Source organism: Proteiniclasticum sediminis, from assembly GCF_018128025.1.
Lineage (GTDB): Bacteria > Bacillota > Clostridia > Clostridiales > Clostridiaceae > Proteiniclasticum > Proteiniclasticum sediminis.
Genome location: NZ_JAGSCS010000024.1, coordinates 1 through 26,356 on the forward strand (window position 1 = coordinate 1; position 26,356 = coordinate 26,356).

29 protein-coding genes are annotated in these 26,356 nt (G+C 51.1%); 9 read left to right on the forward strand and 20 right to left on the reverse strand.

The window, feature by feature from the left end; all coding sequences use genetic code 11:
* Nucleotides 1-248: 248 nt before the first annotated feature.
* Nucleotides 249-1,700, forward strand: coding sequence for a helix-turn-helix domain-containing protein (locus KCG48_RS13100; protein WP_211802656.1), 1,452 nt, complete (start codon nucleotides 249-251; stop codon nucleotides 1,698-1,700).
* An 86-nt stretch (nucleotides 1,701-1,786) separates the two neighbouring features.
* Here the strand turns inward: KCG48_RS13100 and KCG48_RS13105 are convergent, their stop codons facing one another.
* Entirely contained in the window at nucleotides 1,787-2,224 is a 438-nt protein-coding gene (locus KCG48_RS13105) for a DUF4362 domain-containing protein (protein ID WP_211802657.1), read from the reverse strand.
* A 31-nt stretch (nucleotides 2,225-2,255) separates the two neighbouring features.
* Nucleotides 2,256-3,212, reverse strand: coding sequence for a YbgA family protein (locus tag KCG48_RS13110; RefSeq protein WP_211802658.1), 957 nt, complete (start codon nucleotides 3,210-3,212; stop codon nucleotides 2,256-2,258).
* Nucleotides 3,213-3,361: 149 nt separating this feature from the next.
* On the opposite strand from KCG48_RS13110, the gene KCG48_RS13115 reads away from it, so the two are divergent.
* The 4 genes from KCG48_RS13115 to KCG48_RS13130 all read left to right on the forward strand — a co-directional run bounded on the left by KCG48_RS13115 (nucleotide 3,362) and on the right by KCG48_RS13130 (nucleotide 6,132).
* Entirely contained in the window at nucleotides 3,362-3,865 is a 504-nt protein-coding gene (locus KCG48_RS13115; RefSeq protein ID WP_211802659.1) for an SOUL family heme-binding protein, read from the forward strand.
* A 175-nt stretch (nucleotides 3,866-4,040) separates the two neighbouring features.
* Nucleotides 4,041-4,535 carry an RNA polymerase sigma factor gene (locus KCG48_RS13120; RefSeq protein ID WP_211802660.1) on the forward strand — a complete coding sequence of 165 codons (495 nt, stop codon included), beginning with the start codon at nucleotides 4,041-4,043 and terminating at the stop codon, nucleotides 4,533-4,535.
* The gene (locus KCG48_RS13125) at nucleotides 4,519-4,821 is read left to right on the forward strand and encodes a hypothetical protein (protein WP_211802661.1); all 303 of its coding nucleotides are present in this window, start codon (nucleotides 4,519-4,521) and stop codon (nucleotides 4,819-4,821) included. The genes KCG48_RS13120 and KCG48_RS13125 overlap by 17 nt, the downstream gene beginning before the upstream one ends.
* Nucleotides 4,822-4,845: 24 nt before the next feature.
* On the forward strand, nucleotides 4,846-6,132 hold the full coding sequence (locus KCG48_RS13130; RefSeq protein WP_211802662.1) for a DUF4825 domain-containing protein: 1,287 nt from the start codon (nucleotides 4,846-4,848) through the stop codon (nucleotides 6,130-6,132).
* 154 nt (nucleotides 6,133-6,286) lie between these two features.
* On the opposite strand, the gene KCG48_RS13135 is transcribed toward KCG48_RS13130, so the two are convergent.
* The 9 genes from KCG48_RS13135 to KCG48_RS13165 all read right to left on the reverse strand — a co-directional run bounded on the left by KCG48_RS13135 (nucleotide 6,287) and on the right by KCG48_RS13165 (nucleotide 13,078).
* Nucleotides 6,287-7,084, reverse strand: coding sequence for a tryptophan-rich sensory protein (locus KCG48_RS13135; RefSeq protein WP_230977132.1), 798 nt, complete (start codon nucleotides 7,082-7,084; stop codon nucleotides 6,287-6,289).
* A gap of 195 nt (nucleotides 7,085-7,279) precedes the next feature.
* Nucleotides 7,280-7,432 carry a hypothetical protein gene (locus tag KCG48_RS14795; protein ID WP_230977133.1) on the reverse strand — a complete coding sequence of 51 codons (153 nt, stop codon included), beginning with the start codon at nucleotides 7,430-7,432 and terminating at the stop codon, nucleotides 7,280-7,282.
* Nucleotides 7,405-7,716, reverse strand: a complete 312-nt coding sequence (locus KCG48_RS14800; RefSeq protein ID WP_230977134.1) for a hypothetical protein — start codon at nucleotides 7,714-7,716, stop codon at nucleotides 7,405-7,407. Before KCG48_RS14800 ends, KCG48_RS14795 begins: the two co-directional genes overlap by 28 nt.
* Before the next feature lie 21 nt (nucleotides 7,717-7,737).
* The gene (locus tag KCG48_RS14805; RefSeq protein WP_230977135.1) at nucleotides 7,738-8,259 is read right to left on the reverse strand and encodes an aromatic ring-hydroxylating oxygenase subunit alpha; all 522 of its coding nucleotides are present in this window, start codon (nucleotides 8,257-8,259) and stop codon (nucleotides 7,738-7,740) included.
* Between the two features lie 75 nt (nucleotides 8,260-8,334).
* A complete protein-coding gene (locus KCG48_RS13145) occupies nucleotides 8,335-8,913 on the reverse strand; it encodes a TetR/AcrR family transcriptional regulator (protein WP_211802663.1) in 579 nt (192 codons plus the stop codon).
* Nucleotides 8,914-9,064: 151 nt separating this feature from the next.
* The gene (locus KCG48_RS13150; RefSeq protein ID WP_211802664.1) at nucleotides 9,065-9,436 is read right to left on the reverse strand and encodes a PH domain-containing protein; all 372 of its coding nucleotides are present in this window, start codon (nucleotides 9,434-9,436) and stop codon (nucleotides 9,065-9,067) included.
* A gap of 143 nt (nucleotides 9,437-9,579) precedes the next feature.
* Complete coding sequence (apgM, locus tag KCG48_RS13155; protein ID WP_211802665.1) at nucleotides 9,580-10,833, reverse strand: 2,3-bisphosphoglycerate-independent phosphoglycerate mutase; 1,254 nt, start codon at nucleotides 10,831-10,833, stop codon at nucleotides 9,580-9,582.
* Between the two features lie 39 nt (nucleotides 10,834-10,872).
* Nucleotides 10,873-11,598 (reverse strand): hypothetical protein, encoded by a 726-nt coding sequence (locus KCG48_RS13160; protein WP_211802666.1) that lies wholly within the window; start codon nucleotides 11,596-11,598, stop codon nucleotides 10,873-10,875.
* 13 nt (nucleotides 11,599-11,611) lie between these two features.
* Nucleotides 11,612-13,078 carry an SLC13 family permease gene (locus tag KCG48_RS13165; RefSeq protein WP_211802667.1) on the reverse strand — a complete coding sequence of 489 codons (1,467 nt, stop codon included), beginning with the start codon at nucleotides 13,076-13,078 and terminating at the stop codon, nucleotides 11,612-11,614.
* 306 nt (nucleotides 13,079-13,384) lie between these two features.
* Between KCG48_RS13165 and KCG48_RS13170 the strand changes: the two genes are divergently transcribed.
* Nucleotides 13,385-14,317, forward strand: a complete 933-nt coding sequence (locus KCG48_RS13170) for a LysR family transcriptional regulator (protein ID WP_211802668.1) — start codon at nucleotides 13,385-13,387, stop codon at nucleotides 14,315-14,317.
* Between the two features lie 55 nt (nucleotides 14,318-14,372).
* Complete coding sequence (locus tag KCG48_RS13175) at nucleotides 14,373-15,227, forward strand: aldo/keto reductase (RefSeq protein ID WP_211802669.1); 855 nt, start codon at nucleotides 14,373-14,375, stop codon at nucleotides 15,225-15,227.
* Between the two features lie 75 nt (nucleotides 15,228-15,302).
* Here the strand turns inward: KCG48_RS13175 and KCG48_RS13180 are convergent, their stop codons facing one another.
* Nucleotides 15,303-16,469 (reverse strand): iron-containing alcohol dehydrogenase, encoded by a 1,167-nt coding sequence (locus KCG48_RS13180; protein ID WP_211802670.1) that lies wholly within the window; start codon nucleotides 16,467-16,469, stop codon nucleotides 15,303-15,305.
* Nucleotides 16,470-16,662: 193 nt separating this feature from the next.
* Between KCG48_RS13180 and KCG48_RS13185 the strand changes: the two genes are divergently transcribed.
* On the forward strand, nucleotides 16,663-17,076 hold the full coding sequence (locus tag KCG48_RS13185) for a MerR family transcriptional regulator (RefSeq protein WP_211802671.1): 414 nt from the start codon (nucleotides 16,663-16,665) through the stop codon (nucleotides 17,074-17,076).
* 89 nt (nucleotides 17,077-17,165) lie between these two features.
* On the opposite strand, the gene KCG48_RS15020 is transcribed toward KCG48_RS13185, so the two are convergent.
* The 8 genes from KCG48_RS15020 to KCG48_RS13225 all read right to left on the reverse strand — a co-directional run bounded on the left by KCG48_RS15020 (nucleotide 17,166) and on the right by KCG48_RS13225 (nucleotide 24,474).
* Nucleotides 17,166-18,104 (reverse strand): leucine-rich repeat domain-containing protein, encoded by a 939-nt coding sequence (locus KCG48_RS15020; RefSeq protein ID WP_211802672.1) that lies wholly within the window; start codon nucleotides 18,102-18,104, stop codon nucleotides 17,166-17,168.
* Nucleotides 18,105-18,388: 284 nt separating this feature from the next.
* Nucleotides 18,389-18,676, reverse strand: a complete 288-nt coding sequence (locus KCG48_RS13195; protein ID WP_211802673.1) for a CPBP family intramembrane glutamic endopeptidase — start codon at nucleotides 18,674-18,676, stop codon at nucleotides 18,389-18,391.
* Complete coding sequence (locus tag KCG48_RS13200) at nucleotides 18,660-19,100, reverse strand: hypothetical protein (RefSeq protein ID WP_211802674.1); 441 nt, start codon at nucleotides 19,098-19,100, stop codon at nucleotides 18,660-18,662. Before KCG48_RS13200 ends, KCG48_RS13195 begins: the two co-directional genes overlap by 17 nt.
* Nucleotides 19,101-19,155: 55 nt before the next feature.
* Nucleotides 19,156-20,328 carry a chromate efflux transporter gene (gene chrA / locus KCG48_RS13205; protein ID WP_211802675.1) on the reverse strand — a complete coding sequence of 391 codons (1,173 nt, stop codon included), beginning with the start codon at nucleotides 20,326-20,328 and terminating at the stop codon, nucleotides 19,156-19,158.
* 50 nt (nucleotides 20,329-20,378) lie between these two features.
* Nucleotides 20,379-20,687, reverse strand: coding sequence for a PadR family transcriptional regulator (locus KCG48_RS13210; protein ID WP_211802676.1), 309 nt, complete (start codon nucleotides 20,685-20,687; stop codon nucleotides 20,379-20,381).
* A gap of 657 nt (nucleotides 20,688-21,344) precedes the next feature.
* Nucleotides 21,345-22,490 (reverse strand): aminotransferase class V-fold PLP-dependent enzyme, encoded by a 1,146-nt coding sequence (locus KCG48_RS13215; RefSeq protein WP_211802677.1) that lies wholly within the window; start codon nucleotides 22,488-22,490, stop codon nucleotides 21,345-21,347.
* 83 nt (nucleotides 22,491-22,573) lie between these two features.
* Entirely contained in the window at nucleotides 22,574-23,542 is a 969-nt protein-coding gene (locus tag KCG48_RS13220; RefSeq protein ID WP_211802678.1) for a rhodanese-like domain-containing protein, read from the reverse strand.
* 20 nt (nucleotides 23,543-23,562) lie between these two features.
* A complete protein-coding gene (locus tag KCG48_RS13225) occupies nucleotides 23,563-24,474 on the reverse strand; it encodes a sulfurtransferase (protein WP_211802679.1) in 912 nt (303 codons plus the stop codon).
* A 303-nt stretch (nucleotides 24,475-24,777) separates the two neighbouring features.
* Here KCG48_RS13225 and KCG48_RS13230 point away from each other — a divergent pair, with 303 nt between their 5' ends.
* Complete coding sequence (locus tag KCG48_RS13230) at nucleotides 24,778-26,355, forward strand: ArnT family glycosyltransferase (RefSeq protein WP_211802680.1); 1,578 nt, start codon at nucleotides 24,778-24,780, stop codon at nucleotides 26,353-26,355.
* Nucleotide 26,356: the final 1 nt, after the last annotated feature.

The window sequence follows — 26,356 nt, forward strand, 5'->3', positions numbered from 1 at the left end:
GAAATCTTCAACATGAGTGGTGATGGATATCGGCTCAAGCACAGAAAATCAATATTAGACTAAATCAAACACACAACCGATGAAGTCGTGAAATAGTGGTATACTTTGTGGCGAAAATTGGCTTATTTTACTTGACACCTTACAATTTGTTTTCTGTTCTTGTTATACTGAGCTATATGCAAATTCTGACTTGGAAAAATGGTTGTGTTTCATTGATTTCCAGGGATCGCAAGAAAAGGAGACCTGTTATGCGTAAGTTATTGGATCTGTCCGCCCAGCGCTGTATCGCCCTCATGGAAACCCTCATGCTTCAGGAAGATTGGATCTCCACCCGGGAGCTGGCCGCAAAAGTTTCTGCCAGCGAACGCTCTGTGGCTGAAGATCTGGCTTGGCTTCGAAAAAACTGGGGGGAGGAGCTGGGAATGGAGATCTCAGTGAAGAACGGCGTACGGGTTCAACACCAAAGCGTGGCTGTCATGGGACAGATTTTTCTTAAGCTCTTCAATGATTCCCTCGCCCTGCGGTGGATCAAGGAACTCTTTTTCCACCCCCAGAATAAACTGGAGTTCTATGAGGCAAAACTTTTTGTCAGCAGATCCACCTTACTGCGTCTTTTTCCAGTTATAAACCGTTTCCTCGGAGATTTCGGTATGGCCGTGGTTCGGAAGGACAATCTCCTGGAGATCCAGAGTAACGATGAGCAGTTTCTTCGTCAGTTCTTCACGGGTTTCCTGATTGAAATTTCCGATCCTGACCCTTCTGCCTATGCGCTTCCTTTGGAACCCTCCCTCCTCAAATCACTTCTCCAGGATCTCTTCACCACACACCTCTCCAAAACGGAGTCTTCATTCGTCATGGAGGATGATATTGCAGTTTTCTACTATCTGGTCTTCACCATGATCTCCCTCATCCGAGAGACCCAGGGATATGGCGTTCCTTCAGAGTACCCCATTGATGATGCCCTTCTCCACCGCTCTCTCTCTTCGTTAAAAGAAGCGTTTCCCCATCTCTCCACCAAACAGCTGCAGCCGATTTATGAATTTATGATCCGCCAGTATATCGGGTGGGACAGTGAAGAGGAAAAAACCAATGTTTTTGCAGCCATAACTGACTTTTGGTCCGTTCTTGCTCCTATGATCCCCTCAGGTTTGGATGAGAGAAGAAAGGAAAGACTCCTCTTTCTTCTTCAATCCATCTATTTCACTGCCAAATACCGCCCTCATCGAACTTCTATGCTCTTTGACCGTATTGGCTACTTTGCGGATTCCTTGAAGAAAACCCACAGATCCCTTTGGGATCTGGTGGAAACCCAAACCCAAACCATGGCCCAGCGATTGGGTGTGGATATTCCCTCCCAGCTCCACTCCATCCTTTTCTGGCTTTGCCTCCAAGTTCCAGAAATCCTGGACCATAACCCTAACCGGAAGGCAATTCTCGTCAGCGATTTTGGGATACAGCATAGCTGCTTCTTGGCAAAAATGCTGGAAGATCAATTTCACCAGGGCCACGCACCACGACTAACCATCACCGTGTACCCGTTGAGCGAAGTCCTTCAGTCCGGACTTCCTACCGGTTATGATCTTCTTCTGACCACCATTCCACAGCTGATTCCCCTTCACCCCCACGGCATCCTCCTTAACGACTACCCGAATCCGGAAAACCTCTTTTTGTTGGATCGAAAAATGCGGGAACTGCCTTAACGGGAGCAGATAGTCCATGAATCTCCATGTCATTGCGAGAAGATAATTTCCATGAGAAAAGAGCAGGCGGTAAACCTGCTCTTTTCTTATGGTGCTTTCTCTTGGAAAACCCATAGGGTATCGTATTTTCCCGCCTCGTCCGTGAGGACATAGACGTTTAAGTCATTTTTCTCCATCGTCGTATACTCGCCATAGGCCGGAATCCAGCTTCGCTCATTCCCACTTCGGGAGAGATCTCCGTGATATTGAATGCGCTTTCCATCAAATTGAAGATCGGTGATTTTCGGGGCCCCCTCACTGGAGTACCAGGTGATTCGCACCGAATCAGGCTTCTGATTTTCCACGTTTTGCACGAAGGCATGAAACTTTTCCCCATGGATGACTCCCTGGGCAGTGACCACCACATCTCCCCGTTTCAGCGCCACCTCCTCCGGATAAGTGTTCGGGTGAATAAAATACCCGTAAAAGACCAGTAGGGCTACCCCCAATATCCCCAAAAGGGCGATTCCCTTTAACTTTTTCATATCTCTCCTCCTAAATGCTTATCTCCATCCATCACTTGCCCGTATCGCTGATATTCATCAGCTCCTCCGGGAAGGGTTCCCATAGATACTGATCCAGGAGATACTCCTGCTCATATTTTATGGCGTAGCTGCGGAGAATATTCACGGGAACGCCCAGATGGACCCTCCCTTCTTTGTATTTATTGTAAGTCTCTGTGAGGAAGCTCTTTTCCTTTGCCGTGAGCTCCTCGGAAAAGTACCCTTGAATGTGCATGAGGGTGTTGATGATGTTGGAGGGCTTTGGTGGCTGGGCCAAGGCGATGCCCAGATGTTCCCGGTACTGGGCGGCCATTTCTTCAAAGGGCTGTCCCGAACTATTGGCGGTGATTTTCCCAAGAATCTTCAGTTCCTTGGGGCTGTACGTCATGAGGAGATACTTGCTTCGGGACTGAAAAGCCACCAGCTCTCGGATCTTCTTACTTTTTTCCACTTCCCGGAGCCTCGCCAGGAGGTAGATCTTCGTGAGAAAATGCTCCCGGATCCGGTAATTGGTGAGCCTTCCCTCTTCTTCCACCGCTAGGCCCGGGAAGGTCTGGAGAACCTGTTCCCCAAAAATACCCACGCCTTTCATGGATCCCACGGCTTTCTCCTTGCCCAGGTAGACTTTGACATCCTTGATCCCGCAGGAAGGCGAGCGCCCTTTCAGGATGAACCCGTCGATATCCGTGAGCTCCTCAAAGAGCTTATCCCCATAGTCCAACATGTCCTTTTTATACTCCCTGCCCGTTCCCGGCTGAAAGAGCAGCATCTCTCCCCGCTCCAGCACCAGGCGGATGGGATTTCGGGGAACCCCCAGACCAATCTCCACTTCAGGGCAAATGGTCCGGTATTCCACAAAGTCTCCCAGGCTTTCCACAAATTTGTCCGGCAGCGTCTGCCCATTGTAGCGGCAGGCGTCAAAACCCAGACAGCGGCTGACGACGATTTTCGGTTTCAGCATTTTCTCCATGGTGTTTTTCCTCCTCGGTTAAACCTATTCTGATCCTATGTCTGAAAGGGCACCAGAGCGAAGATTTCAGGACGAAATCCCTTCCGGGTGCTATAATATACCTGAATATTACATCTATTTCAGCTTACCCGGAAAAGGAGGAAAATACAATGTCCAAATATGAGACGGCCCCTTATTCGGTGGTGCACAAAGAAGGTTCCTTTGAAATCCGGCAGTATGATGCCTACATCACCGCGGCGGTGGACGAAACCTCTCTGCGGGGGACCTCAGGCTTTGGCCAGATCTTTGACTACATCAGCGGGAAGAATGCCCGTCAGGAAAAGATTGCCATGACCACGCCGGTGTTCAACGCCCTAGATGAGAAGACGCTTTCCACGGAGTTCGTCATGCCGAAATCCTTCACGGAGGAGACCCTGCCCCAGCCCACAAATCCCCGGATCCGGCTGAAGAAGGTGGAACCCAAGCTGGTGGCCTCCGTCACCTTCTCCGGTACGGTGAATCCCGACAAAATCAAAGCCTATGAGGAAAAGCTCCTGGCCTGGACCAAGGCCCAGGGAAAGATCCCCGTGGGGAATTTCCGTCTGGCGAGATACAATCCGCCCTTCCTTCCGCCCATGTTCCGGCGCAACGAAGTACTCCTGGACCTTCTCTAATCCAGGAGAGTACACCTATCCCATCTTTTACATGATACTACGGCGCAGGCTGTGCGTCCTTTCCAAAAAAGGGAAGACCACTTCTGCGCCGTTTTCTGTCCGAAAATCTTTTTAGCTTAAAATGAACCTTATCCCAGGTTAAATCGTATATGGAAGTAGAGGAGGGGAAAAGACCATGATGGATGACTTGATTGCAAAATACGGACGCCGGCTTTATGGCCTATGCCGAACCCTTACCTCCTCGCCCCAGGACGCCGATGACCTCTACCAGGAAACCTGGCTCAAGGTCTGCGCCAAGTTCCAGCAGTATTCGCCGGAGCACGAATTTGAGGGCTGGCTCACGGCCATCTGCGTTAACACCTACCGGGACAGTTTCCGTAGGCGCCTCCGCAGCCCCTTCTGGGATTTTTTCCCCACCATGGAATCCAAGGATCTGGCTTTTGCCCAGGTGGCAGCCACCGAAGAGCCCCGTCCTCCATCGGGGATCCAGGAGGCGGTGGACAATCTTCCCGAGAAGCTCCGAATGACGGTGATTCTCTACTACTTTCAGGAACTGGACCAGGTCCAGACGGCCAAGGTCCTGAAAATCCCCGTGGGAACCGTAAAATCCCGACTCAGTAAAGCCAAAAAACTCTTGAAGGAGATGTTGCAGGATGAAGTTGAACTATAATTTTGAAGCCCATGAACCCCCACGGATCACGGAAGCTCAGCTTCAGGAGACCCTGAAGCAGCGCCGTCTCCTGAAGGAGACCCTTCTTCTTCTCAGCGCTTCACTTCTCGTCCACTTGAGCCTCCTTCTTCTGGCCTTTTTGGTGGTCCCCTACTCCATGGCCGCCGCCACGGCCTGCATCCTCCTCTTTGGGGGATCCCTGGCCGGCAGCGGGGTTCTGGCCGTATTCACCGGCCGAAAGCTTTCCGGAAATCTTCTCCACGGCACCCCCGTGGGTGAATTCTAACCCTCCATGAAAGGATGATGCATGATGAATGTGATTGTTAGCTCAATTTTCCTCCTGGTTCTCTTGGTCCTCTTCCTGGGGATTCCCCTGCTCATCGGCATCACTGTGTATCGGGATGCCAATCGCCGTGGGATGAATGCGGTCCTCTGGACCCTCATCGCCGTCCTGGCCCCCGGGTTCATCGGACTCATCCTCTACCTGGTAGTCCGATCGGACCACACAGCCCTGTCCTGCCCCCAGTGTTCCTATCCCGTACGGGAGAGCTACGCTGTGTGTCCTCAGTGCGGCACAAGCCTCAAGGCCAGCTGCCTTAACTGTCATCAGCCTCTGGATCCCTCCTGGTCCCGCTGCGCCAGCTGCGGAGAGCCGGTGCCGGAAGAGCTGAAGCGAACGGCACCACCCCCATCCCGGGATAAGGGCCTCGGAAAAATCCTCCTGGCGGTGCTCCTCATTCCGCTGCTTCTTGTCCTTCTCCTCGTTGGCGGTCTCGCCGCTTTCCGGGGGACCAACACCAGCAGCTTTGGCAGTGTATCGGGAGTACCCCCGGAGGAGTTTAAAAACACCCCTGTGGTCAGCGACTGGCTGAAGGATTCGGCAGCCTCCGGTGACGGGATCTATGTCCTTCGCCATACGGGGACCTCGGGTACGACGACTATTTCCGAGTACCTCATCTATATCCGGGGAGAGCAGCCCATCCTGGGCCTCACCGCCATGGGCCACCCCCAAGGCCTATTCCGCCCCGCGAAGTTCACCGCGAGCTTCCAGAAGGATCTTCAAGGTTCCCTGGTGGATGAGCAGCTCTTCCAGGTCCAGTACCAGGGCAGCGACAATCCCGTCCTGGAAATCCAAATGGACGGTCTGGATGCGGTCTACAAGGAAACCATGACAAACGTCCCCCTGGGGATGGAAAATCTGATTCCCATGAAAGATGATATTCTTGATCTCTTTGAGCAGCGGGTCCCCTTTGTTGGAGATAACAGCGCCGTTTCCAATCTTCTAGGGAAAATCGGCATGGGAAACCTGGGGACCTATACTCTAGAGCTGAAAACTGCGGAGGCTCCCTATGGACTCCGGGTGATCTATTCCAGCACGGTTAAGCCCCTGGCAGATACGGATCTCACCCCGGAAGCCATCCAAATCCTGGGGCTCATCGAAAATGCAGACTATGTGGAAATCACCGACGGCACCACCACCTACCGGCTAGATACGGCGGAAGCCTCCAGCCAGCTGGGGTTTGACGTGAAGGACCTGGGCAAAGATGTGGAGACCCTAGCCGAATACCTGAAAGGGCTCATGGAAACTGCTGATTAATTCTAGATACTAAAAAGCAATCCTACTCTTGAAACAGAGCGGGATTGCTTTTTCATTGGATTTACTTTGGATGAAGATCTGCCTTGGGATTTTGAGATCCAGTCAGAACTCAAGTTTAAGAAGTACAGGATTTTTAGGATCTCTGGTGTGCTCGCTATCCTCTGATGTTGGAAGCTGCAGGAATCACGGCAAACTGGTTTCGATAGAGCTGAATGGCGGCGATGCCGATGAGAACGACGCTGCCGCCCAAGGCGACGATTTCGAGAAGCGGATAGGCCCCCTTGAATCCCGAAGGCATATTAAGGAACTGGTAAATCCCAAAGTAGGCCCAGGCCACCGAGAGGGGGAATGCCGCATTCTTGATTCTCAGCACCACCAGTCCCACCAGCACCACGGAAATGGCGAGGATGAGGATGGACCAGATCTCCGCCCCGATGCCAAAACCATTCCACTTCATCTTGACTAAGGCGGCGGCGATATTCACCACCGTGGCAATGAAGAGCCATCCGGAGTATAGGCCAAAGGTCAGGGGCAGAAGCCAGCGCCTCTTTTCCTGGATCTTTAGGAGTTTCAGACTAAGAATAGCCAGATTCACCACAAAGGCGAAGATAAAGAGGACGGAAACCTCCACCAGGACAAAGGAGAAGGTGACAATCCAGACGATGTTAAAGATGCAGGAGAGACGGAAGAGAAACGAGATCTCATCCACCGCTTTCTGGTAGTACGGATCATTCTTCTTCACGATCATCACAATGATGGAGACGAGGAGCAGGGAGTAGATTACGCTCCAAATGCTGAAGGTGGAGGAACTGGGGGTAATGAGGGTCACATAACGGTCGGAGATTTCCTTTTGGGAGAGACCGTTGATGAGGCCAATGGCTCCCAAGGTATTGACCACGAGGGTGAGGGCAAAAAAGATTCCGTTGATCCAGGCTTTTCCTAACTTTTCCATGATAATCCTCCTCGTACTTTTGATGAGTGCATCGTCGAACAGGAAGTTTCCAAAACTGAGGGATCTGGGACAAGGATGGATGATGGTTCCATTTTACCATTTTCTGTATTTTCTTTCAATTTACCCTTATCTCATGGGCATAACACAATTTTCCCCGCTAAATCTCCGGAGAGGAAGAAGCAAACCCTTCGACAATCATCCCTGATCGTTCCCCCTCGTCTTCAGCTCCTCTCGTATTTTCCTATACTGGATGATGGGCCCGTCGCCCACCAGAAGCTTTTCCCCGGATCGGTAGGAAGAGGGTTTGGGCTGCTGGGTGATCACCACGCGCTTGTCCTGGCGCTCCACAATCTTGTTGCATATTTCCCGAAGTAGGCAATGACGTGGTTCACCGGTTTCATGGCCGTGAGCTTGTGGTAGAACCGGATATAGAGGATGGTATTCTCCTCATCCACCGGCGCAAAATAGATGATGACCTTTATTTTGGGAGAAATATGGTTCATCCAGAGATTGGGATACACAAAGTTCAGATTGGTTTCCTTGATGACGCAGTCCCCTGGCGCTTTGGGTTTTTGTCCATGATCCACCTCATTGTTGGCGCTGGTTTGCAGCACCCCCTTTTCAAACAGCACTTTGGGGCCATTTATTAGGGTCTAGTTTCCCTTTCCAATGGTATTGTGATGAACAATGGGCACGTGAACCACGTCCAGCTGGTTTTCGATGCAGCGGGAGTAGTGGGCTTCCCAATGATCTTCGATCTCACTGTAGACATAGGTTTCATCCACATGGGCAGCAAAGAAGGGCAGCTCCTCCGTGACCTTTGCTGAATCCCCATACCAGAAATAGATGATGCCATGTTTCTCCCGCACCGGATAGGCGGTGACGTTGAAGCGCCGAAGATCCGCCGTGGACGCTTTTCCCAGGGCTGGCACAAAGGTGCATTCCCCTCGGGGGTCAAACTCAAGGCCATGGAAGGGACACATAAGGCAATTTCCCTTCATTTCCCCCTTGCTGAGGGCCGCTCCCCGATGGGAGCACTGATCCACCACGCAGCCCAGTTCGCCCTGGGCATTTCGGAAGAGCGCCAGATTTAGATTCAGACGTTTCAACCCCACTATGCCTTGGGGCTTTACCGATTTGGAGGGCAGGATGGCATACCATTGATTTAAAATCATCGTTTATTCTCCTTCAGTCCTAATTTTTGCACAGATTTAATTCTCACTTCGGAAAGTATCGCCGCACCCACAGCGTTATGCCCGAATCCCCGCCCAATAGGCTTCAAAGATTCTTTCCGCAAAAGCCAAATCCTCTGCCCGCTCCGGGTAAAGGAGCATGGCCTCCAGAATGCCCTGGATCATGGAAAAGTAGAGATGGAGAGAACTCTCCGCATCCCGGATCCGAACTTCGCCCGTCTCCTTTCCGCGAACTAATAATTGCAGGATCTGCGCAAAGTTTCGGCGGTCGGTTTCGCCGATGGCCCCGGCAAAGGTTTCTTTCAGCGCAACGCTTTGCAGAAGGGGAAGCATGCGCCAGAAGCGCAGCCGGTTCTCCGTCTGATAATAGGCGAGGATGCTGAAGAAGAAAGACTTCAGCGCCTCATAACTGGAAAGGTCCCCCAGCCGCTGCACCAGCTTTTGGAGACTCTCCTCATACTGACGGATTTCTTCCTCGATCATCCGGGTGAGGATCTCCTCCTTTCCCGCATAGTGGCTGTAGAGGGACGGGGTCTTGATCCCCACGGCCTCGGCCAGATCCGCCATGGAAAGATGTTCTCCCTTCTGGCAGAATAAGGCGTAGGCTGCATGAAGAATTTCCTGTTTTTTATCCACTGGTCACCCTCCTTCCTAACGAATAGTCGTTAGTTAAACGCTATCATCTTCGTGGTTTCCTGTCAACGCCAGTTTGGCCGCAATCCGAATCCCAGAGCAAATAATCCGCCATCCCCCTAGGGATGACGGATTATTGCTCATGATTTTTCCATTACTTCAGCAAAGCTTCCGCAATGAGCCGATCAAACTTTCGAATGTCCACGTTCTTCGCCAGATTGATCTTGATGTGCCCTGCCCGGGTCCAGAGTTCCACTTCGGAATTGAAATCCAGGAACTTTCCTGCATTTTCCGTGGACCACATGTTGATGGAGGAATAGGGCAAGGAATAGATCTCCACTTTCTTTCCGCTGAGTCCCTGGGAATCCCGGACAATGAGCCGTTTGCTCGTAAAGATCGCACTGTCCCGAAGAGTCTTGTAGGCGGCCACCGCCACTTCTCCGGGAACCAGAAGATCCTGAACATCCCCAGGGATGGGGCATTCGCTGACCAGGGTCCAGGCCAGGATGCCTTGCGTTTCTGCCATGTTTCATCGCTCCTTTCAGTGTTGGATAGGAATAATACACTTCTTTCATTATAACCGGAAAACAAATCTAGCAATCAAATAGTTAAAGAATATTTTCAAAATAAACAAACATCCGCAGAGAAGTTTCTCTGCGGATGCATGGCTTAGGCTCCGACCTTTTCGGTAAAGCCCAAAAGATCCATCTGGAGCATGAAGATATCGTTGGCGGTGAGATTTTGGAGGCTGCCCGCCATGAAGGGGGTCTCGCCGGTCTCTTTGATGCCGTCTTTTCGAACATCGCCTCCGGCGATGAAGGTGGGAACGGCATCCCCCGTATGATCCCGCGCTTCGCAGGGGGTACTGTGGTCCGCGGTGAAGGTGATGTAACACTGATTCAGGTCCAACCCTTGGAGGAGCCTGCCCATCATGGCATCGGCCTTTTCCACCATCTCTTTTTTCATCAGCGGCAGATTGTCATGACCCGCCAGGTCCGTGGCCTTCACATGGAGCACTACCCAATCATAACGGTCTTCCTTCAGAAGCTTCAGGACCAGATCCGCCTTTCCGGAAAGATCCGTGTCAAAGCTTCCGGTGAAGCTGTCTTTCGTATAGTAGTCCATACCCGCCAGCCGGGCGATGCCGCCCACAGTGGTATCGCCGGCGACGCAGGCGGCTTTCAGGCCGTACTGCTCGGTCACCGTGGGGAAATCCTGCTTCATTCCCGGGCCCCGGGTGATGACGGTGTTGGCGGGAAGGAGCCCCTCCGCTTTCCGCTTCGCATTCACCGGGTGTCTTTCCAGGATCCGCTGGGCTTTCTTCGTGAACTCCCAGAGATTGGCGGCGGTTCTTCGGCTGGCGGCGCTGTCCTCTAAAGGACTGGGCACCACCAGTTTCGCTCCCTCCTCTGCTGTTCCCGGATCTGTGCAGACGATGCGGTCGCTGAGGGCACTGCCCTGGAAAACCACCGCCACGCGATGCTCCGTGAGGGCTCTCACCTGCACCACCGTGCCATCTTCCAGCACCATCCCATGAAGGGCCTGGGCCAGTTCCCCGGTGCCTTCCCGGATTCTCCCCGCGCGCCGGTCCACCACCACCAGATTTTCATCTACGGTGCCGAAGTTCCCGCGAAAGGCGATATCGCCCTGCTGGAGAATCATCCCTGCGCTGAAGGCTTCCAGGGGCCCTCGGCCGGTATACACTTTATTGCTGTCATACCCGAAGATCTGCAGATGGCCCACGTCGGTGCCCACCCGGACTCCCGGTGTCATGGGGTAGACGTTGCCGCACATCCCCTTGGACACCAGAAAATCGAAGTTGGGCGTCACGGCGCTTTCCAGCGGAGTCTTGCCGTGAAGTTCGGGGTTGGGCCGATCGCCCAATCCATCCAGGATCACCAGGAGTCCTTGTTTCTTTCTCATGTTGTTCTCCTACCTTGTCGTCTTTTGATGATGTTCGGATTACTCCTGCGCAGGTTTTCCCTTGAGCAGATCCTTGTTTTTCAGCATGAATGCCACAGAAATCACGGCGGAGAGCACCCAGACCAGCACGGTGTGCTGCTTCTGGGGAGCATAGAAGTTCAGCGCGAGCTTCACTTCCTTGCCGGGCTTCACTTCCTCGAAGTTATAGCCGCCCACGGGTCTGCCCTCTTCCACCGCATAGGTGTAGGGATCTTCGGCATCATAGTCCACGATGTTTAAGAGTTCTTTTCCCTTAGGAGCTACAACCGTAACGCTGTATTCGCCAATGGTATTGGGTGAGGTGTTGGTCACCTTGTGCTCCACGGTAATGGCGCCATTGGGGAAGGTGTCCCCCAACTTGGCTTTCTTGCCTACATAAAGCCCTTCTTTGGTCAGGGTGACGGTGAACTCCACTTCGGCACCCTTTTCTTTAAAGGTGGCCAGATAGTAGCTTGTATCGCCATACTCCACTTCTTCGGGATCTCCCGCTAAGGTTCCCTTGGATGCGGTGACCTCCACCAGCTCGGTTTTGCTGTACTTGGGGAAAGCCACCTGACCTTCCTCATTGGTTTCGGCGAGAATGACCTGAACAATTTTTGCATTGTCGCCCTCGGGGGATACCCTGTCTGCAACCTGATTCAGGACACCAAATTCCTGGGCCAGCACTGGGGTCGTCAGCATTCCCATGGTCAGGAAGGCGAATAGAATGGTTTTGATCTTCTTCATTTTTCTCTCCTCCTTACACAAGTCCGATGACTTTAAACCAAGTGACGGATGCCAGGACCATGATGGCCCACTTGGCCAGAAGGACCAGAATTCCATAAACCATCTGCTCCAGCACTGTGAAGTATCCTGTGCCGTAGTAGATGAGGTTCACCTTGCTGTGAGGCGGCAGCGTGATGGTGTCGGCGATGCAGAAAGCTGCAGGCAGGGCCAGGGCTACAGGATTGTATCCGGTGGCATTGGCAATACCGATGATGGTGGGGATCAGGATAATGGTTCGTACGGTTTTTGAAGTGAACATGAAGTGACTGAAGCTGGCCACAAACATGAGTACGGCGAAGAGGGGCACGAAGCTCATGTTCTGGAGGCCCATGCGCTTGAAGAGGATATTGAGTCCCCAGGCCGCAAGGCCGGTCTCATCCAGGGCAACACCGCCGGCATACGCGCCGCAGGCAAAGATCAGAAGGTTCCAGGAGATTTTGGCTTCCTTCCACTTGAGAATGCCGATGTGGGGCATGAAGAAGAAGGCTGCGGAGAGGATGGCCACCATGACCAGACTCAGCTGGAAGCCGAAGAGCTTCACCTGAATGCTGTCAATGACCCAAAGGGTCAGGGTCACGAGGAAGATCACCAGCGCTTTCTTCTCATTGAGAGTCATCTTGCCCAGCTTCGCATACTCTGCCTTGATCTTGGAAAGATCCAGGGTTTTGACCTCGGACTTGGGCAGCTTGAACAGGGCTTTGCCGATGAAAAACATGGCGATGAGGGTGAGGATCGTCACCGGAGCCGAAGCAATAAACCACTCCATCCAGGAGACATCATGGTCGGTGAGGTCCTTGATGAAGCTGATGGCCAGAATCTGGGAAGAGGTGGCCGTGACAATGGCCGCCGTGGACAGGTTGTTGGCCTGGATTCCATGGAGGGCCAGCATTTTTCCGAAGTTATTCTTGGGATCGTTGATGTTGACTTCAAAGGCCTCCACCACCAGGAGCACGATGGGGAACATCATGGCCGCTCGGGCCGTGGTGGATGGAACGACAAAGGCAATGGCGAAATTGATGAAGATCAGAAGCAGCAGTACGCTGTTGACGCTCTTGCCGAACTTGCTGATGAGAAAGAGGGCCATGCGCCGAGCCAGTCCGCTTTTCTCCATGCCGGAGGCAATGATAAAGGCGGCAAAGGTAAGCCAGATAACCTCATACCCCAGCACTTCCATGGCCTTGGACTCACTCCAGGCTCCGGTGAGTGGCAGGGCGACAATGACAAGCAGCGAGACGGCATAATTGGGCAGACTCTCGGAAATCCAGAGCGTCAGTGCTGCGGCAAAAACGGCCAGGGCCATTTTTCCGGCATAGGACAGCCCAGCTGGCGTGGGCATGGTGTAAAGCACGGCAAACAAGAACAGGGCCAGCGGTAATCCGAAAAATTGCATTTTCAGTTCAAAAGGACCTTTTGCCTTTTTAACCTTCACGGTAGTTTCCATACAGTGATTCTCCCCTTAGTTGAAGTATTTACCAAATGTTAACGTTTGATACATTCATCATACCGAGGATGCAAAGCTTTCACCAACGACATTTTTTTATGATCTCCATAAATAAAACTCATGTTACCGTTTTTCCTTTATTATCATTAATATTATTTATGATCTTTGTGAATTGCAAACCGAAATCTTACGCTATTCGTTAATTTATCTTGAATCTTCACCATATTTACGATAAATTTTAGTTATACGATGGGGGTCACTCTTTTTGGAGGATTCCCCCAATAAAGGAAAGAGCGAGGTCACGCCATGGATTTGGAAACCCTCCAAACCTTCATCCACGTGTCAAAAAACAACAGCTTCACCAAAACCGCTGAAGAGCTGTTTTGTTCCCAGGCAGCGGTATCCCTTCGCATCCAGCGCCTGGAAAGGGAACTGTGCTGCGAGCTGGTGTCCCGAAAAACGAAGAAAGCCCTGCTGACCAAGGACGGGCAGCTGTTCCTCCCCTATGCTCAACAGATGATCAACACCTTTGAGACCGGGAAGGAGCATCTGCTCCAGGCTCGCCTCATGGAGCAGTCGGAGATTCTCATCACCTCTTCCAGCACACCGGGGACTTACATCCTGCCCAACCTTATGTTCCTGTTTCGCCAAAAGTATCCTTATATCACCATCGTCAACAATGTCCAGTACACCCGGAATGTGGTGGAAAGCATCCGGGCTCGGAAATATCCCTTGGGCATTATCTCCCAGCCTTATTTTTCCGATTCCGAAGAGCTCCTTTGTGAGCCTGTGCTGGAGGACCCTTTGGTCATTGTGGTGAACAACAGCCATCCCTGGGCCGGAAAATCCAGAATTTTTCTGGCGGAATTCCAGAAGGAAAACTTCCTGGTCACCAATCCCAGCACTTCCCTCATTCCCTATCTGGAGCAGGCCGGAAAGTTCCATTTCAAGCCGGAGAAGATCTGCGTGGTGGGCAGCGTGGAAGCCATCAAGCAAAGTATCTACGAAAACCTGGGGGTCTCCATCGTGTCCGAAAGCGCGGTGAAACAGGAGCTTCGGCTGGGCCTTCTTCACCGGGTGGACCTTCTGGAGAACATCACCCTCATGCGCCGGATTTACTGCATTCGGCGTAAAGACACCGTGCTTCCCCTGTCCACAGAGCTCTTCCTGAATTCCATACGGGAACATATCTACACCAAGGGCCGGGAGCTGGAAGGCACGGCAAGATCCGGAAACTGACTTCATCCTGAATGATGATTAAGCCTATTCAACGCGTCAAAATCGGAGGTATATCATGGACAATCAACTGCTGCTCAAAGACGGAACTCCCATGCCGAAGCTGGGCATGGGCACTTGGAACATGGGGGAAAACCCCAAAACCCGTTTTGAAGAAATCCGTGCCCTGCGCCATGGAATCCAGGAAGGAATGACCCTCCTGGACACGGCGGAAATGTATGGCGAAGGACTTTCCGAGGAACTCATTGGCGAAGCCCTGAAGGGCTTACGCCGGGAGGACCTTTTCCTGGTTTCCAAATTCTATCCCCATCACGGGAAGAAGGAAGCGCTGAAAAGATCCTGCAAAAACAGTCTGAAGCGCCTGGGCACCGCCTATCTGGATCTCTATCTTCTCCACTGGCGGGGCTCCGTACCACTGGCAGAAACCGTGGAAGGCCTGGAGGAGCTGAAAGCCGAAGGGCTCATCCGAAACTGGGGCGTCTCCAACTTTGATGTGGAAGATCTGGAGGAGCTTCTCCAGGTGCCCCAGGGGGAAAACTGCCGGGTGAACCAGGTGCTCTACCACCTGGGTTCCCGAGGCATTGAAAGGGATCTTCTTCCTTACGCCCAGGCCCAAGGCATCCTCACCATGGCCTACTGCCCCATGGCCCATGATGCGGCATCCCGAAAACGGATCACCGGTTCCCCCTTGGTCAAAGAAATGGCCCTACGGCTGGAAAAGACGCCCGAACAGCTGATGCTGGCGTTTCTCCTGGCACAGAAGAACCTCTGCGTCATCCCCAAGGCGTCCACCCTAGAGCATGTAAACCAGAATGCTCAGATGCTGAGCTTCACCCTCTCTATGGAGGATCTGGCAGCCCTTTCTGCCGCTTTTCCCCCGCCCTCCCAGCGAGTGCCTCTGGATATGCTTTAAATCACGACGGCAAAATGACGGCTGTTTTCAGCCGTCATTTCTATTGCTCATCCTATGGTTTAATGGGATTCTTCTTTAAAGGCTGGCTTTCAGCACCTGCCGAACCTCCTCCGGGGTGAGGACTTTATAGCCTCCATTGAGGATGAAGGTTCCCTGGACGATGCCATCCAGCATATCTTCGGTGACCCCCAGTTCCGTGATGTTTAGTGCTACCCCCAGCTCTGTCATGTATCTTTCCAGGGCGTGGAGTCCTTCCAGGGCGATCTCCTCATCGGACTTTCCTTCCGGGCGGACATGCCACACTTCTTGAGCAAACCGCTTGAACTTGGGCAACCCATAGGGCAGAAGATATCGGTAATAAGCCAACGAGATGGCCGAGAGCGTCATGCCGTGGGTGGCATTGGTATAGCCTCCGATGGACTGTCCCATCATGTGGACCATCCAGTCCATGGACTTCCCCTTGCCGACCAAGGAGTTCAATGCCCAGGTAGCGGTCCACATGATGTTGCTGCGGGCTTCATAATTTTCCGGATCATTCAGGGCGATGCGGGTGCTGTGGATTAGGGATTTCATCAGCCCCTCCATGAGGTAATCCGAGGTGTTGTCATCCTCTCCGGAGAAGTACTGCTCCAGAATATGGGAGAAGATATCAAAGAACCCCGCCACCATCTGCCTTCGGGGAATGGTGTAGGTGAGGACAGGATTTAGGACGGAGAACTTGGGGTAGACATTCTCCCCGAAGACGTGGCCAATTTTCAGCTTGGACTCTGGATGGGTGATGACGGTACCGCCGTTCATCTCGGAACCGGTGCCCACCATGGTGAGAATACAGCCCACAGGGATGATGGGGTTATCCACATCGTCCATGCGCAGGAAGTACTTCGTCCAGGGGTCTTCACTGCAGTGGGCTGATACAGAAACGGCCTTGGCGTAATCGCAGACGGACCCTCCGCCCACGGCGAGGATGAGATCCACCTGATGTTCCCGAGCTAGCCGGCTTCCTTCCAGGAGCTTCTCCACCGTGGGGTTGGGCATGACGCCGGGGTCCTCGATGACGGTTTTCCCTTCCTTTTTCAGGATGGCGAGGATTTCCTCATACAGTCCAGAGGCCTTGATGGAGCCTCCGCCATAGACGAGAAGAATGTTCTTTCCGTAGCGGGGAAGTTCCTGGTGAAGTCCCTCCAGGGCGTTCTCCCCGAAATAAAGAGCTGTGGGATTGGAATACTTAAAATTGCCGAGCATAATGTTCCTCCTGATGAGATGTATTTCGCCTCCGAATCCAAGATTTTGGTGTCTTGAAGCCGGATAAAAGCTCCGCGAAGTGTCCTTCTTCAAGATCTTTACCTCGGGCATGCTTCTGTGCTAAACTGAGCTTAACACCTGGAGTTAACTCCAAGTCAAGGGATACGATAAAATAATCTCGAGGAGGTTGATTATGACCATTGCGGAAGTATCCAAAGAATTTGATCTCACCCCGGACACCCTCCGGTACTACGAAAAAGTAGGCCTCATCCCCCGGGTCCACCGAACAGCAGGCGGTATCCGAAACTACACGGATTACGACTGCGGCTGGATTGACTTCATCAAGTGCATGCGAAACTCCGGGGTCCAAGTGGAAGCTTTAGTCGCCTATGTCCGCCTCTATGAAGAAGGTGAATCCACGGCGGAGGAGCGAAAGAATATCCTCATCGCCGAGCGAAACCGCATTGCTGCTCAGGTGGAGGAGATGCAGAGGACCCTCGACCGCTTGAACCTGAAAATCGACCGCTACGAAAAAGTGATTCTCCCTGTGGAGAAGGAACTGGCCTACGCTAAACGAGAACTGGACCCCCTGGAGGCATCCGTCTAAGGTGAAGGAGCCAGCTGCAAACCCTGCAGCTGGCTCCTTCCTTTTCATGGAGACCAATAAGCCTCTCTTTTTCTTATACGAAAGCTTGTTTAGAATTCCAGGTTGGCAATGTGGTCGAGAAGCTCAATGTTCGTCACCGGATTTCCCGTGAGGGCCAGCCGTTCAAAGGCGGTGAAATCCTTCAGCGGGGAAACATCCTCGATCTGATTGTTGATGAGCTCCACGGTCTTCAGGTTGGTGAGCCCCTGGAGTACGGTAATGTCTTTAATGGTATTATTGTAGAATCCGATTTCCGTCAGGTTCTTCAGTTCTGCCAAGGGGGTGATGTCGGCGATCTGGTTGTCGTAGGCGGTGAGTTCCTCCAGCTTCAGCAGTCCCGCCAACGCCTGGAGATCCGAAATCTGATTGAAGTTCAGGGAAAGATACTTCAGCTCCGGAAGTTCCTTTAGGATCGAGATGTCGCCGATATCATTGGTGTTGAGGTTCAGCGACACCAGCCCGGGAACCTTTTGGAGGAATCCGAGATCCGTGAGCTGGCTTTGGGTGATGGTGAGCTGGCCAAGCTTTAAATCTTCTGGAATGGTGCTGTAATCCACTCCGGGCTGCAGGGTCACATGAAGGGCGGTGAGATCAGGAAAATACTGAAGATCCTCCAGGGACTTCATGGTGCCGTAGCCGGTGTATTTTTGTCCCTCATACTCAAACGTATCCTTTTCATACAGGATGATGCTCTTGGACGGTCTCCCCTTTCCGGAGAGGAACATAAACTTGTCCGCAGCAATGCGAACCCCAGAAATACCCGCCAAATCCGCTGGGTAGATTTCTTCTTTTCCCAGTTCAGCCTTCAACAGCTCTTCAAAAACCGGATCAGCAAACTTCAGGGCTTCTTTATCCCCGGGATCCTGATTCCCCACAGTTCCCGGATCCTTGGGACTTTCTGGATCCTTCGCACACTTCACGGCAAACAGCAGGATGAACACCAATAGTAACAGCAGCAAGACCAAAAGAGCACCTTTCTTCTTTTTCACACACATTCCCCCGTATTCCATATTTTTGTCATAATTTTATCATGGCACCTTAATATCATCAACAAAAAACACCCATGCTTATTAAGTGTGCATCACATTTCCACCCCCGCAGCGGAAATCGTCAAATCTTTCTTCTTTCTGATATCGTGCCACCCAGGTATCATGTATACTGTTCAAAACATGGTATCTTTTAGCTCAACCTATCCGCAAGAATTGTGGTACTGAAAAGGTCCTGCTGCAGCATGCAGCAGGACCTTTCGAACATTCTTTGTGGAAATCTATCCCTAACCATTTCGCATGAAGAGGAAAAACAGGATGACTACATCTTGCGCAAAGTGGATTGCCCAAGCCCAAAAGAATCCCTTGGTCTCATTGATGGACTTTGCCAGAAACCAGCCGATAAAGCCGGCCATGAGTGCTCCCGCTATGCCGCTGGGGGCAATCCCAAAGTAGTGGATCCCGCCAAATACCAGAGCGGACAGGAACTCAGAAACCCGGGGACTTCCCTGATCATTCGCCACAATGGTGGTATAGGAAAGCCTAAAGATCACTTCTTCAGTAAAAGAGTTCATGAGGGCCATGAGAAGGATGAGGGGAATCTCCGGAAAGAACCGTAAGGTCAGCCCTCCTGAAGATACGGTTTATATACACCACCAGTCCCGTGACCAGGGTGATGATCCCCCCAAGGGTAAGTCCTATGGTTTTCCACCCTTCATTCGCCTTCGGCTTTAGCCCAATGAGGGGCACCGGTTGTACAACCCCATCTCTATGTTTTAAGTTCAGGTAGCCTAAGCGAAGCCGAGGAGCCAATCCATAAAGGATGCCGAGGAACGCGAGACTAAGGAGGATCGTGGAAAGTTCATAGTTCACATAGAAATTCAGAATCTCCTTGTCAAAGTATTGGATGTGGAACAAGGGGGACTCCATAAAGCGGAATAAAAGCGCGGTGGCGAGGAAGGAAAGTAGAACGACCAGGGCGGTTCTCCAATATTTCATGACTCAACATCCTTTACCGTTAATAATGCATTAATCCAATACCAGTTTCTTTCAGTTATAAAACAAACCCCAGAATGGCCGCCGCAAGAACAATAAGAGGAGCCGGTACCTTCTTCGAGAGCAGGAGAAATGTGCTGATCCCCACCACCAGATAGACCACAAAGTCCATGGGCAGTTTCACCGTCTGGGTGATGGCGGTCATGGCGATGATACTCGCTGCCGTCACGGTGACACCGCGGAGGAAGTGCTTCATGAGTCCATTCTTCCGCATGGACTTCCAGAGGGGGAACATGAAGTACACCAAGAGGGTCCCCGGCAGGAAGATGCTTAAGCCCCCCACGATTCCGGCAAAGAAAGAGAAACCGGATCCGGCAAAGGATCGGGAGGACACAAAGGCCGCAAAGCTAAATAGAGGTCCAGGAACAGCCTGGTCAATGGCATAGCCGGAGAGGAAGTCCTTGAGGGAAATGAGGGACTGGGACTCCACCAGATCTTGGATCATCAGGGGGATAACGATCTGTCCCCCGCCAATGACGGAGTAGCCATAACGATAGAACGAAGTGTACAAGGTAACAAAAGGTGTACTTATCCACGATCGAAGGCCTTCATTGAAGAGAGCCAGACCAATGACTAGGGCAAGGATCAGCCATCGGGGCTTGATCGTACTTTTCTCTTTTGCCTTTTCCTTCAAATGGGGAGCAAAATAGATGATTCCACCCGTCGCGAGCAGAACGGGAACCACCCACATGGAGTAGCCCACAAATAGGAGACTGAGGATGAGCATCCCCGCAAAAAGAATCCAGTCCTTTTTCTCCTTCAAAACCTTCCGGATCAAGGATAATGCTGCATAGAGAATAAAAGCAACGGCCACCGCTGGCAAGTAGGTCAGGATGGGTTTCCAGCCGTCGTTGGTGTCAATCTGAGTAAAGAATACCCCAAAAAGCGTCATAATGACAATGGCGGGCATGGCCCACACCAGGAAGGTCAGGATGGCCAATACAGGTCCTCCCACGTGATAACCAATGGCCGTGATGGTCTGGGTGCTGGAAGGTCCGGGGACAAGGGCATAAAGGCCGATCATCTCCGTCAGTTCTTCCGTGGTCAAATATTTCTTCTTTTCCACCAGGATGGATTCAAAGACTCCGTAGTGAGCCTCCGGCCCCCCATAGGATCCCAGAGAACAGACAAACACATCCTTGAGAAAGGTGCTCCATTTTCGATTTTCCATATTGCGCCTCCTTCTAGAGCTTTAAAATTTCGCCGCTGGCGAGTTTAGTTTTAGTCTTTCATTTCCTTGAACAGTTCATAGGCTTTTTCCCGGGCTTCCTCCAGGACTTCTTCCCCATGGACCGTGGTGCGGTAGTACTTCCGGATCTTTCCTTCGACATTTTCTTCAACGGAAACCAAAAGTCCATCCTTTTCCATACCGTTGAGAATGGGGTAAAGTGTACCTGCGCTGATCCTATAACCATGGCGCCGAAGCTCCTCAATCATCCAAAGGCCATAAATCGGCTTATGCTTTGCATGGTGCAGCACGTGGATACTGATGAATCCCAAGAACAATTTCCGTACAACCTTTTCCGGCATTTAAATCCCCTTCTTATCTAGAATTTCGTTTTCAGCTTTCGTTATCGGATTTCGATTTCAATATACCATGGTTTGTGATTTTCTGTCAATTTCAGGAAGGTTAACTTCAGGTTAAGGATTTTCAGTCTACCTGGAGCTGGATTTTTGAGCAACACAAAGGATCAGCTGCCCAGCGCAGCTGATCCCTTATGTGGAAAATCTTTCCCTTATTTTTTTATCTTCAGCAGCTGGGCCAGCACCATAAATGGAAGCAGAATGATCCAAAGTAGCAGTTGCAACATCCTTCCCTCTCCTCTCCCCTATTTTCTATTTATTAATGCAGAGCTTTGTCCCATGTCCATTTATCCCTGGGACGAATCCCCTAAGCCTGCATCCATTAAGCTTAACCTAGCAGAAGCCCTGTCCCATAAAAAGGACAGTTTGCGAATATCTAACCTGATCTCCTCTCTACCATCAAGACTTAGATTCTTTTCTCTTGTTACAAGGTGTCCAACCACCGTCGCCTGCCACCGGGAAATGGATCACAAGTTTCCACTAGGCTACTTTCAAGTTATGGACGATTCATCTTTGATCTCTGACTAAGCAAAAGCAGGTATTTCATGCGAAATACCTGCTTATGTATTTTTGTCCTTTACGACTTTCTTTCAGTTCTTCCGCTTAATGGACAAAGAAACTCAAAACACCCTCGCAGACCTGATCCACATCCCTCTCGTGAAGTCCCATGTGCAGAGGAAGCCTTAGGATCCTGCCTGCAACGCTCATGGTCATGGGCATGTCCCCATCGTACCTTCCAGAGCTTTCTCCGATGACCGTATCGTGGAGGGGCTCATAGTGGGTAAAGGCTTCAATTCTCCGTTCATGAAGATAAGCCTTGAGGCTTTCCCTTTCTTTCTGATCCTTCAAAAGAAGATAGAAGATGTGTCCATTGATTTGGGCATTTGGAGGTACCTTACAGAGAGCAAACTTTCCTTCTGTTTCCAGTAGGTGAAGCTGCGAATGATACCGGTGCCAAAGTTCACACCTTCGGTCCGTGACTAGCCCCAAGTTTTCCAGGGACGCTTCCAAGTATGCCATGGAATGAACCGGCATCGTATACTCTCCCCCCAGTCTCTTCCATCGGTAGGCATTTACCCTACCCTCCCGGAAAGCTGTACGGTCGGTACCTTGAGCGATAACTTCCTCAATGACATTCCTCTTCTCCTCATTTTCCACCAAGAGACAACCTCCCCATCCAGCAGCGGTGATATTCTTAGAGCTGTGAAAACTCAGAGCACCCATGGATCCAAAGGTTCCCAGCGGCTTCCCCTCGTATCCTGCCCCGATACAGTGTGCTGCATCTTCGAGAAGAACAGCACCATAGCTTGCAGCTAGATTGCTCAACGCATGAAGGTCTGCCGTAACTCCACCATAGTGAATGGGCACAATGGCTCTTGTCCTGCCATTGATGACCCTTTCAACGGATTTGGGATCCAAGTTGCAGGTATCGGGTTCGATATCCGCAAAGACTAAGGTTGCCCCAACCCGAAGAAATGCATTCGCAGTGGCAGGATAGGTAAAGGAGGGTATGATGATTTCATCACCTGGTTGAATGTTCATGGCCAGTGCCATAATCTCCAGGGCTGCAGTACCTGACTGCATAAAGAATGGAACTCCAGAGTCTTTGTACAGATCCAGGGATAGAAATCTCTTTGTCAGTTGCTCTAGAACTGTTTCCGGTTCGAAAAGATGGTTCCTCGTCATCTTTTCCGCTTTTTTGAAAATATCTTCATTTCCATAGGGTTCATTGAACCTGATCCATTCCATCGGGAACGCCTCCATGTGGCAAAAGTAAGTGCCTTTTCATGATTTTATCACGAAAAGGCACCTTGTTTCTTAAAATACTGGGATTACTTCACTACCGGGAATCCTGCGTTTGCCCAGCCCTGAGGTGCATTGGCTGCATTACCCATTCCACCATTCAGTGAAACAGCATCGAATCCCATGAGTCGAAGTCCTGCAACAACCTGTCCTGCCGTCTGTCCCGTATAGCAGTAAACGATAATGGTCTTGTCCTTGGGAAGGGTTCCAAAGGATGCAGCCATTCCCTTGGCGAAGGGGATATTCAGGGCACCTTCAATATGTCCTGCTGCATAATCCGCTGCACTTCTCACCGAAAGGATATACATTCCGGCATCCTTGGCATCAACCATAGCCTTGAGATCTGCCTCGGAGATCTTGTAGTTCTTGTACTTGGTGGCAGAAACAGCAGCAAGTCCTGTGTAGTAGTCATCCATGGCTTTCTGTACCGTGGCATCAATCTTGGTGACTTCTCCGGTCAGTGTAGCGGCTTCAGTAGAAACAACAGCCTCATAGCCCTCAACCTTGGAGATGCCAAAGTTCCAGCCCAGATGAACGCTTCTTGCCGGGATTCCCGCAATATTGAGTGTAGTAACTGCCTGGCCTGCGGTTTGTCCGGTATAGCAATAGATATACACCGGTTTATCCGTGGGGATGCTCTTCAGACCTGCTGCAATGGCGGGCCCCCAGGGCATGTTCACCGCACCCTTGATATGCCCCTTGCCATAGTCCTCTGCACTTCGGATATCGATAATTGTCATGGCCTCATTGGCAACAACCTTGGCCACGAACTCCTTATTGTCGATCTTATACACATTTTCTGGCATCTCGGCAAAATACTTCGTCACCAGGGCAGAAATATCCGTCTTCGTTTCCGCGGGTGTTTCCACTACTGTTTCTACGGGAGTTTCTGAGGGGGTAGCGGTCATGGAACCGTCACCTTTATCCTTGGTTCCGCAAGCAGCCAGGGATAGGACAAGAAGGGTTGACATCATCATGGCGATAAATTTTTTGTTCATTTTATACTCTCCTCCAGATTTTATGATCCGTCTGATGGTCCAACAGGTGCCGGGGTGTCAGGTCCAGAAACAGTGCCTTTTTGCTCCCATTCGACCCAGGCTCCGTCATATACTTTTATCTTGGTGTAGCCTGCTTCCTGTAATAGGGCAGCCGTCTGTGTTGCCCTAAACGAGGTTTTGCAGTAGAGGATGATCGTATCTTCTTTCGAGATGCCTGCATCCTGATAGAACAGTGTCAGGTCCTTGGAAGACATGAAGGTTCCGTCAGCGTACAGATTTTTAGTGTGCGGATAAAGCACTGCTGTTGGAATATAACCTGCATCGTATTCCGCCTGGGATCGGACATCCACAATGACTGTCCCCTCCACAGGGGTCTCTGTCAGGGACTTAACTTCCTCAAAGGTCGCTATCATGCTTGTATCCGCATCCTTTGCGACATACTTTGTTGCCGGAAGGACCGTCGAATCCGCAGACAATTCCAGCTCCTCGTGGACGAGAGCTTTTGAACCGCCATTGACCATCATGACGTTGGCATGTCCATAAACCTTGAGAACCCACCACACTCTCCCGGAATACACCCCACCGTTGTCATCATACACATAGATGATGCTATCATTGGAGATGCCCTTCGCACTAAGTACGCTCTCTATTTGAGCTTTGGGGGCCAGAAGTCCAGGAACCGGGGTACTGACGGACAGTTCTGCAGGCGTGATATTTACTGCGCCTTTTAGGTGACCCTTGGCATAAGCCTCGGGTTCTCGAGCATCGATGACGATGACCTTGTCATTGGCAAGATCTTCTTTCCCCACCTGGGATGCTTCCACAACATTTTTGGTTCCGGGATAGGTCGTGTCAATGGTACACGCAGTAAGGGAAAACATTAGGATGAGCACCAGAAAAAGGATCCTGGCAGCCATTGGTTTCTTTGCCATATTTTCCTCCTAAACGAATTTGTGAGATTGCTAAGGAGTGTTTTGTTAATTACTAAACTTATTTGTCTAAAAATTAACATATCAGCCTTCTTTATTATATGATATCGTTATGATCAGTGGTTATCGGAATTGCTTATGCAATATCCTTAAATGTTATGACATTAACTTAACAATGACCTTGAATTATCATGGCTGGCAAGGACGAGGCTGAAGTCCGATAATCCTCCCCTCTCCCCAGTCCGGGGACATCCTGCCGCAATTAATGTTAGAATGAGTTCAAACCTACCCGAAGGGAGACGCTAGATGAAGACCAAGCTGTTACGACTGCTGCCTGCTGCAGTGCTGATCCTCTATTTCCTTGCCAATCTACACACCCTCCTGGCTTTTCCATTGGTTCACTCGGACGAACTATGGCTGAAGGGAATCACCGATGAAATGCTCCGGCAGAAATCCTTTGCGGTGACCGAGCCCTTTTTTGACCTGTATCCTCGGGTTGTCCATCCTTTCCGGCTTCTTTTTCATCTGGTTCAAGCTCTTTTCTTTCAGAGCTTTGGTAGCTCAGTTTGGACGGCAAGATTCCTTTCACTGGTCACTTCCATAGCCTCCCTGGCAGTTTTCTGGAACATCCTGCGAAGATCCAGCCGGAGCCGGCTTCTCCCCATCATCGGGACAGCTTCCTTGGCATTTAACTTCCAGTTTATTTACAGTGCACACTTTGGCCGTCAGGACTCCCTCATCCTCCTTCTACTCCTCACGGTCTACGATTTCGCTGTTCACCGCAGGTTTTCTGCCATAAAACTTTCCTTATTCCTCGCCGCCATCACCATCCTGGGCATGCTGGTCCATCCCAACAGCTTGCTCATCGGTATCCTGGCTTTCGCGTTACTGATCATCAAAATCTCTTGCAAGGAAGCCCCTAAAAAGGTTCTTGGATTTTACACCCTCTTCACCTCTGCCGGTTTCGGCCTGATCCTCCTCATCGGCAATCTCCTGAATCCCGGTTTTTTAATCGGCTACATACAGTTTGGTGAAAGTCTGGGGATCGAAAGCACACCCATGGGCAGGATTGAAGGCTTCTACTGGTACTGGTTCAAGCTGTTTCGGCAGATCGGTGGAACTTATGAACTGCTGGATCTTCGGCCCGAAATTCTTCTCCTTGTCTCCATGCTGCTTCTTCTCCCTTGCCTGACATTTTTCGCCCGAAAAAAACACAACCACCTGCTTCCAAAGTTATGGGAACCATGGGTTTCCCTCCTTGGAATCAATCTTGGACTACTTTTCATTGGTCGGTACAATCAAACCTCGGTGGTCTTCCTGATTCCATTCCTCCTCTTGGCGGTCATCAATGGAATAGACACCCTGGCGGAAATCACCGCATCTCGGAAATGGGCCATCCTCGTTTCTCTCGCCTTGCTGCTGCTCATTCCCGCAAGGCTATACCATGAAGTGCAGAATTACGCCATTTCCCAGCCCTATAAACTCGGGTACAAGGTCATGCTGAAAAAAATTGACGATGCGGTGGACGATCATGCCGTTATCTTGGGAAACTTGAACACCATCGAAGCCTTCGATGGACAAGTCTTCTACGATATCCGAAATCTAGCTTTCCTGGATGAACAGAAGACATCCCTCGAGGAATATATCCGGGAACGAGGAATCACAATCATTGTCCTCCACGAGGAAATGGACTATATTCGCGAAACCGCACCATCCTGGGATTTTCTTTATGGCAGTGATTCCTATTTGGATGACCTGTTTGCCTATGTGGATGAACATACCGATTTTCTTGTTGAGTTCGAAAACCCCCAATACGCCATGAGAATTGCCAAATATGCGGGGACTTATCCCTGGAAAACCAAAATATACCGTGTAAAGCCCTAGG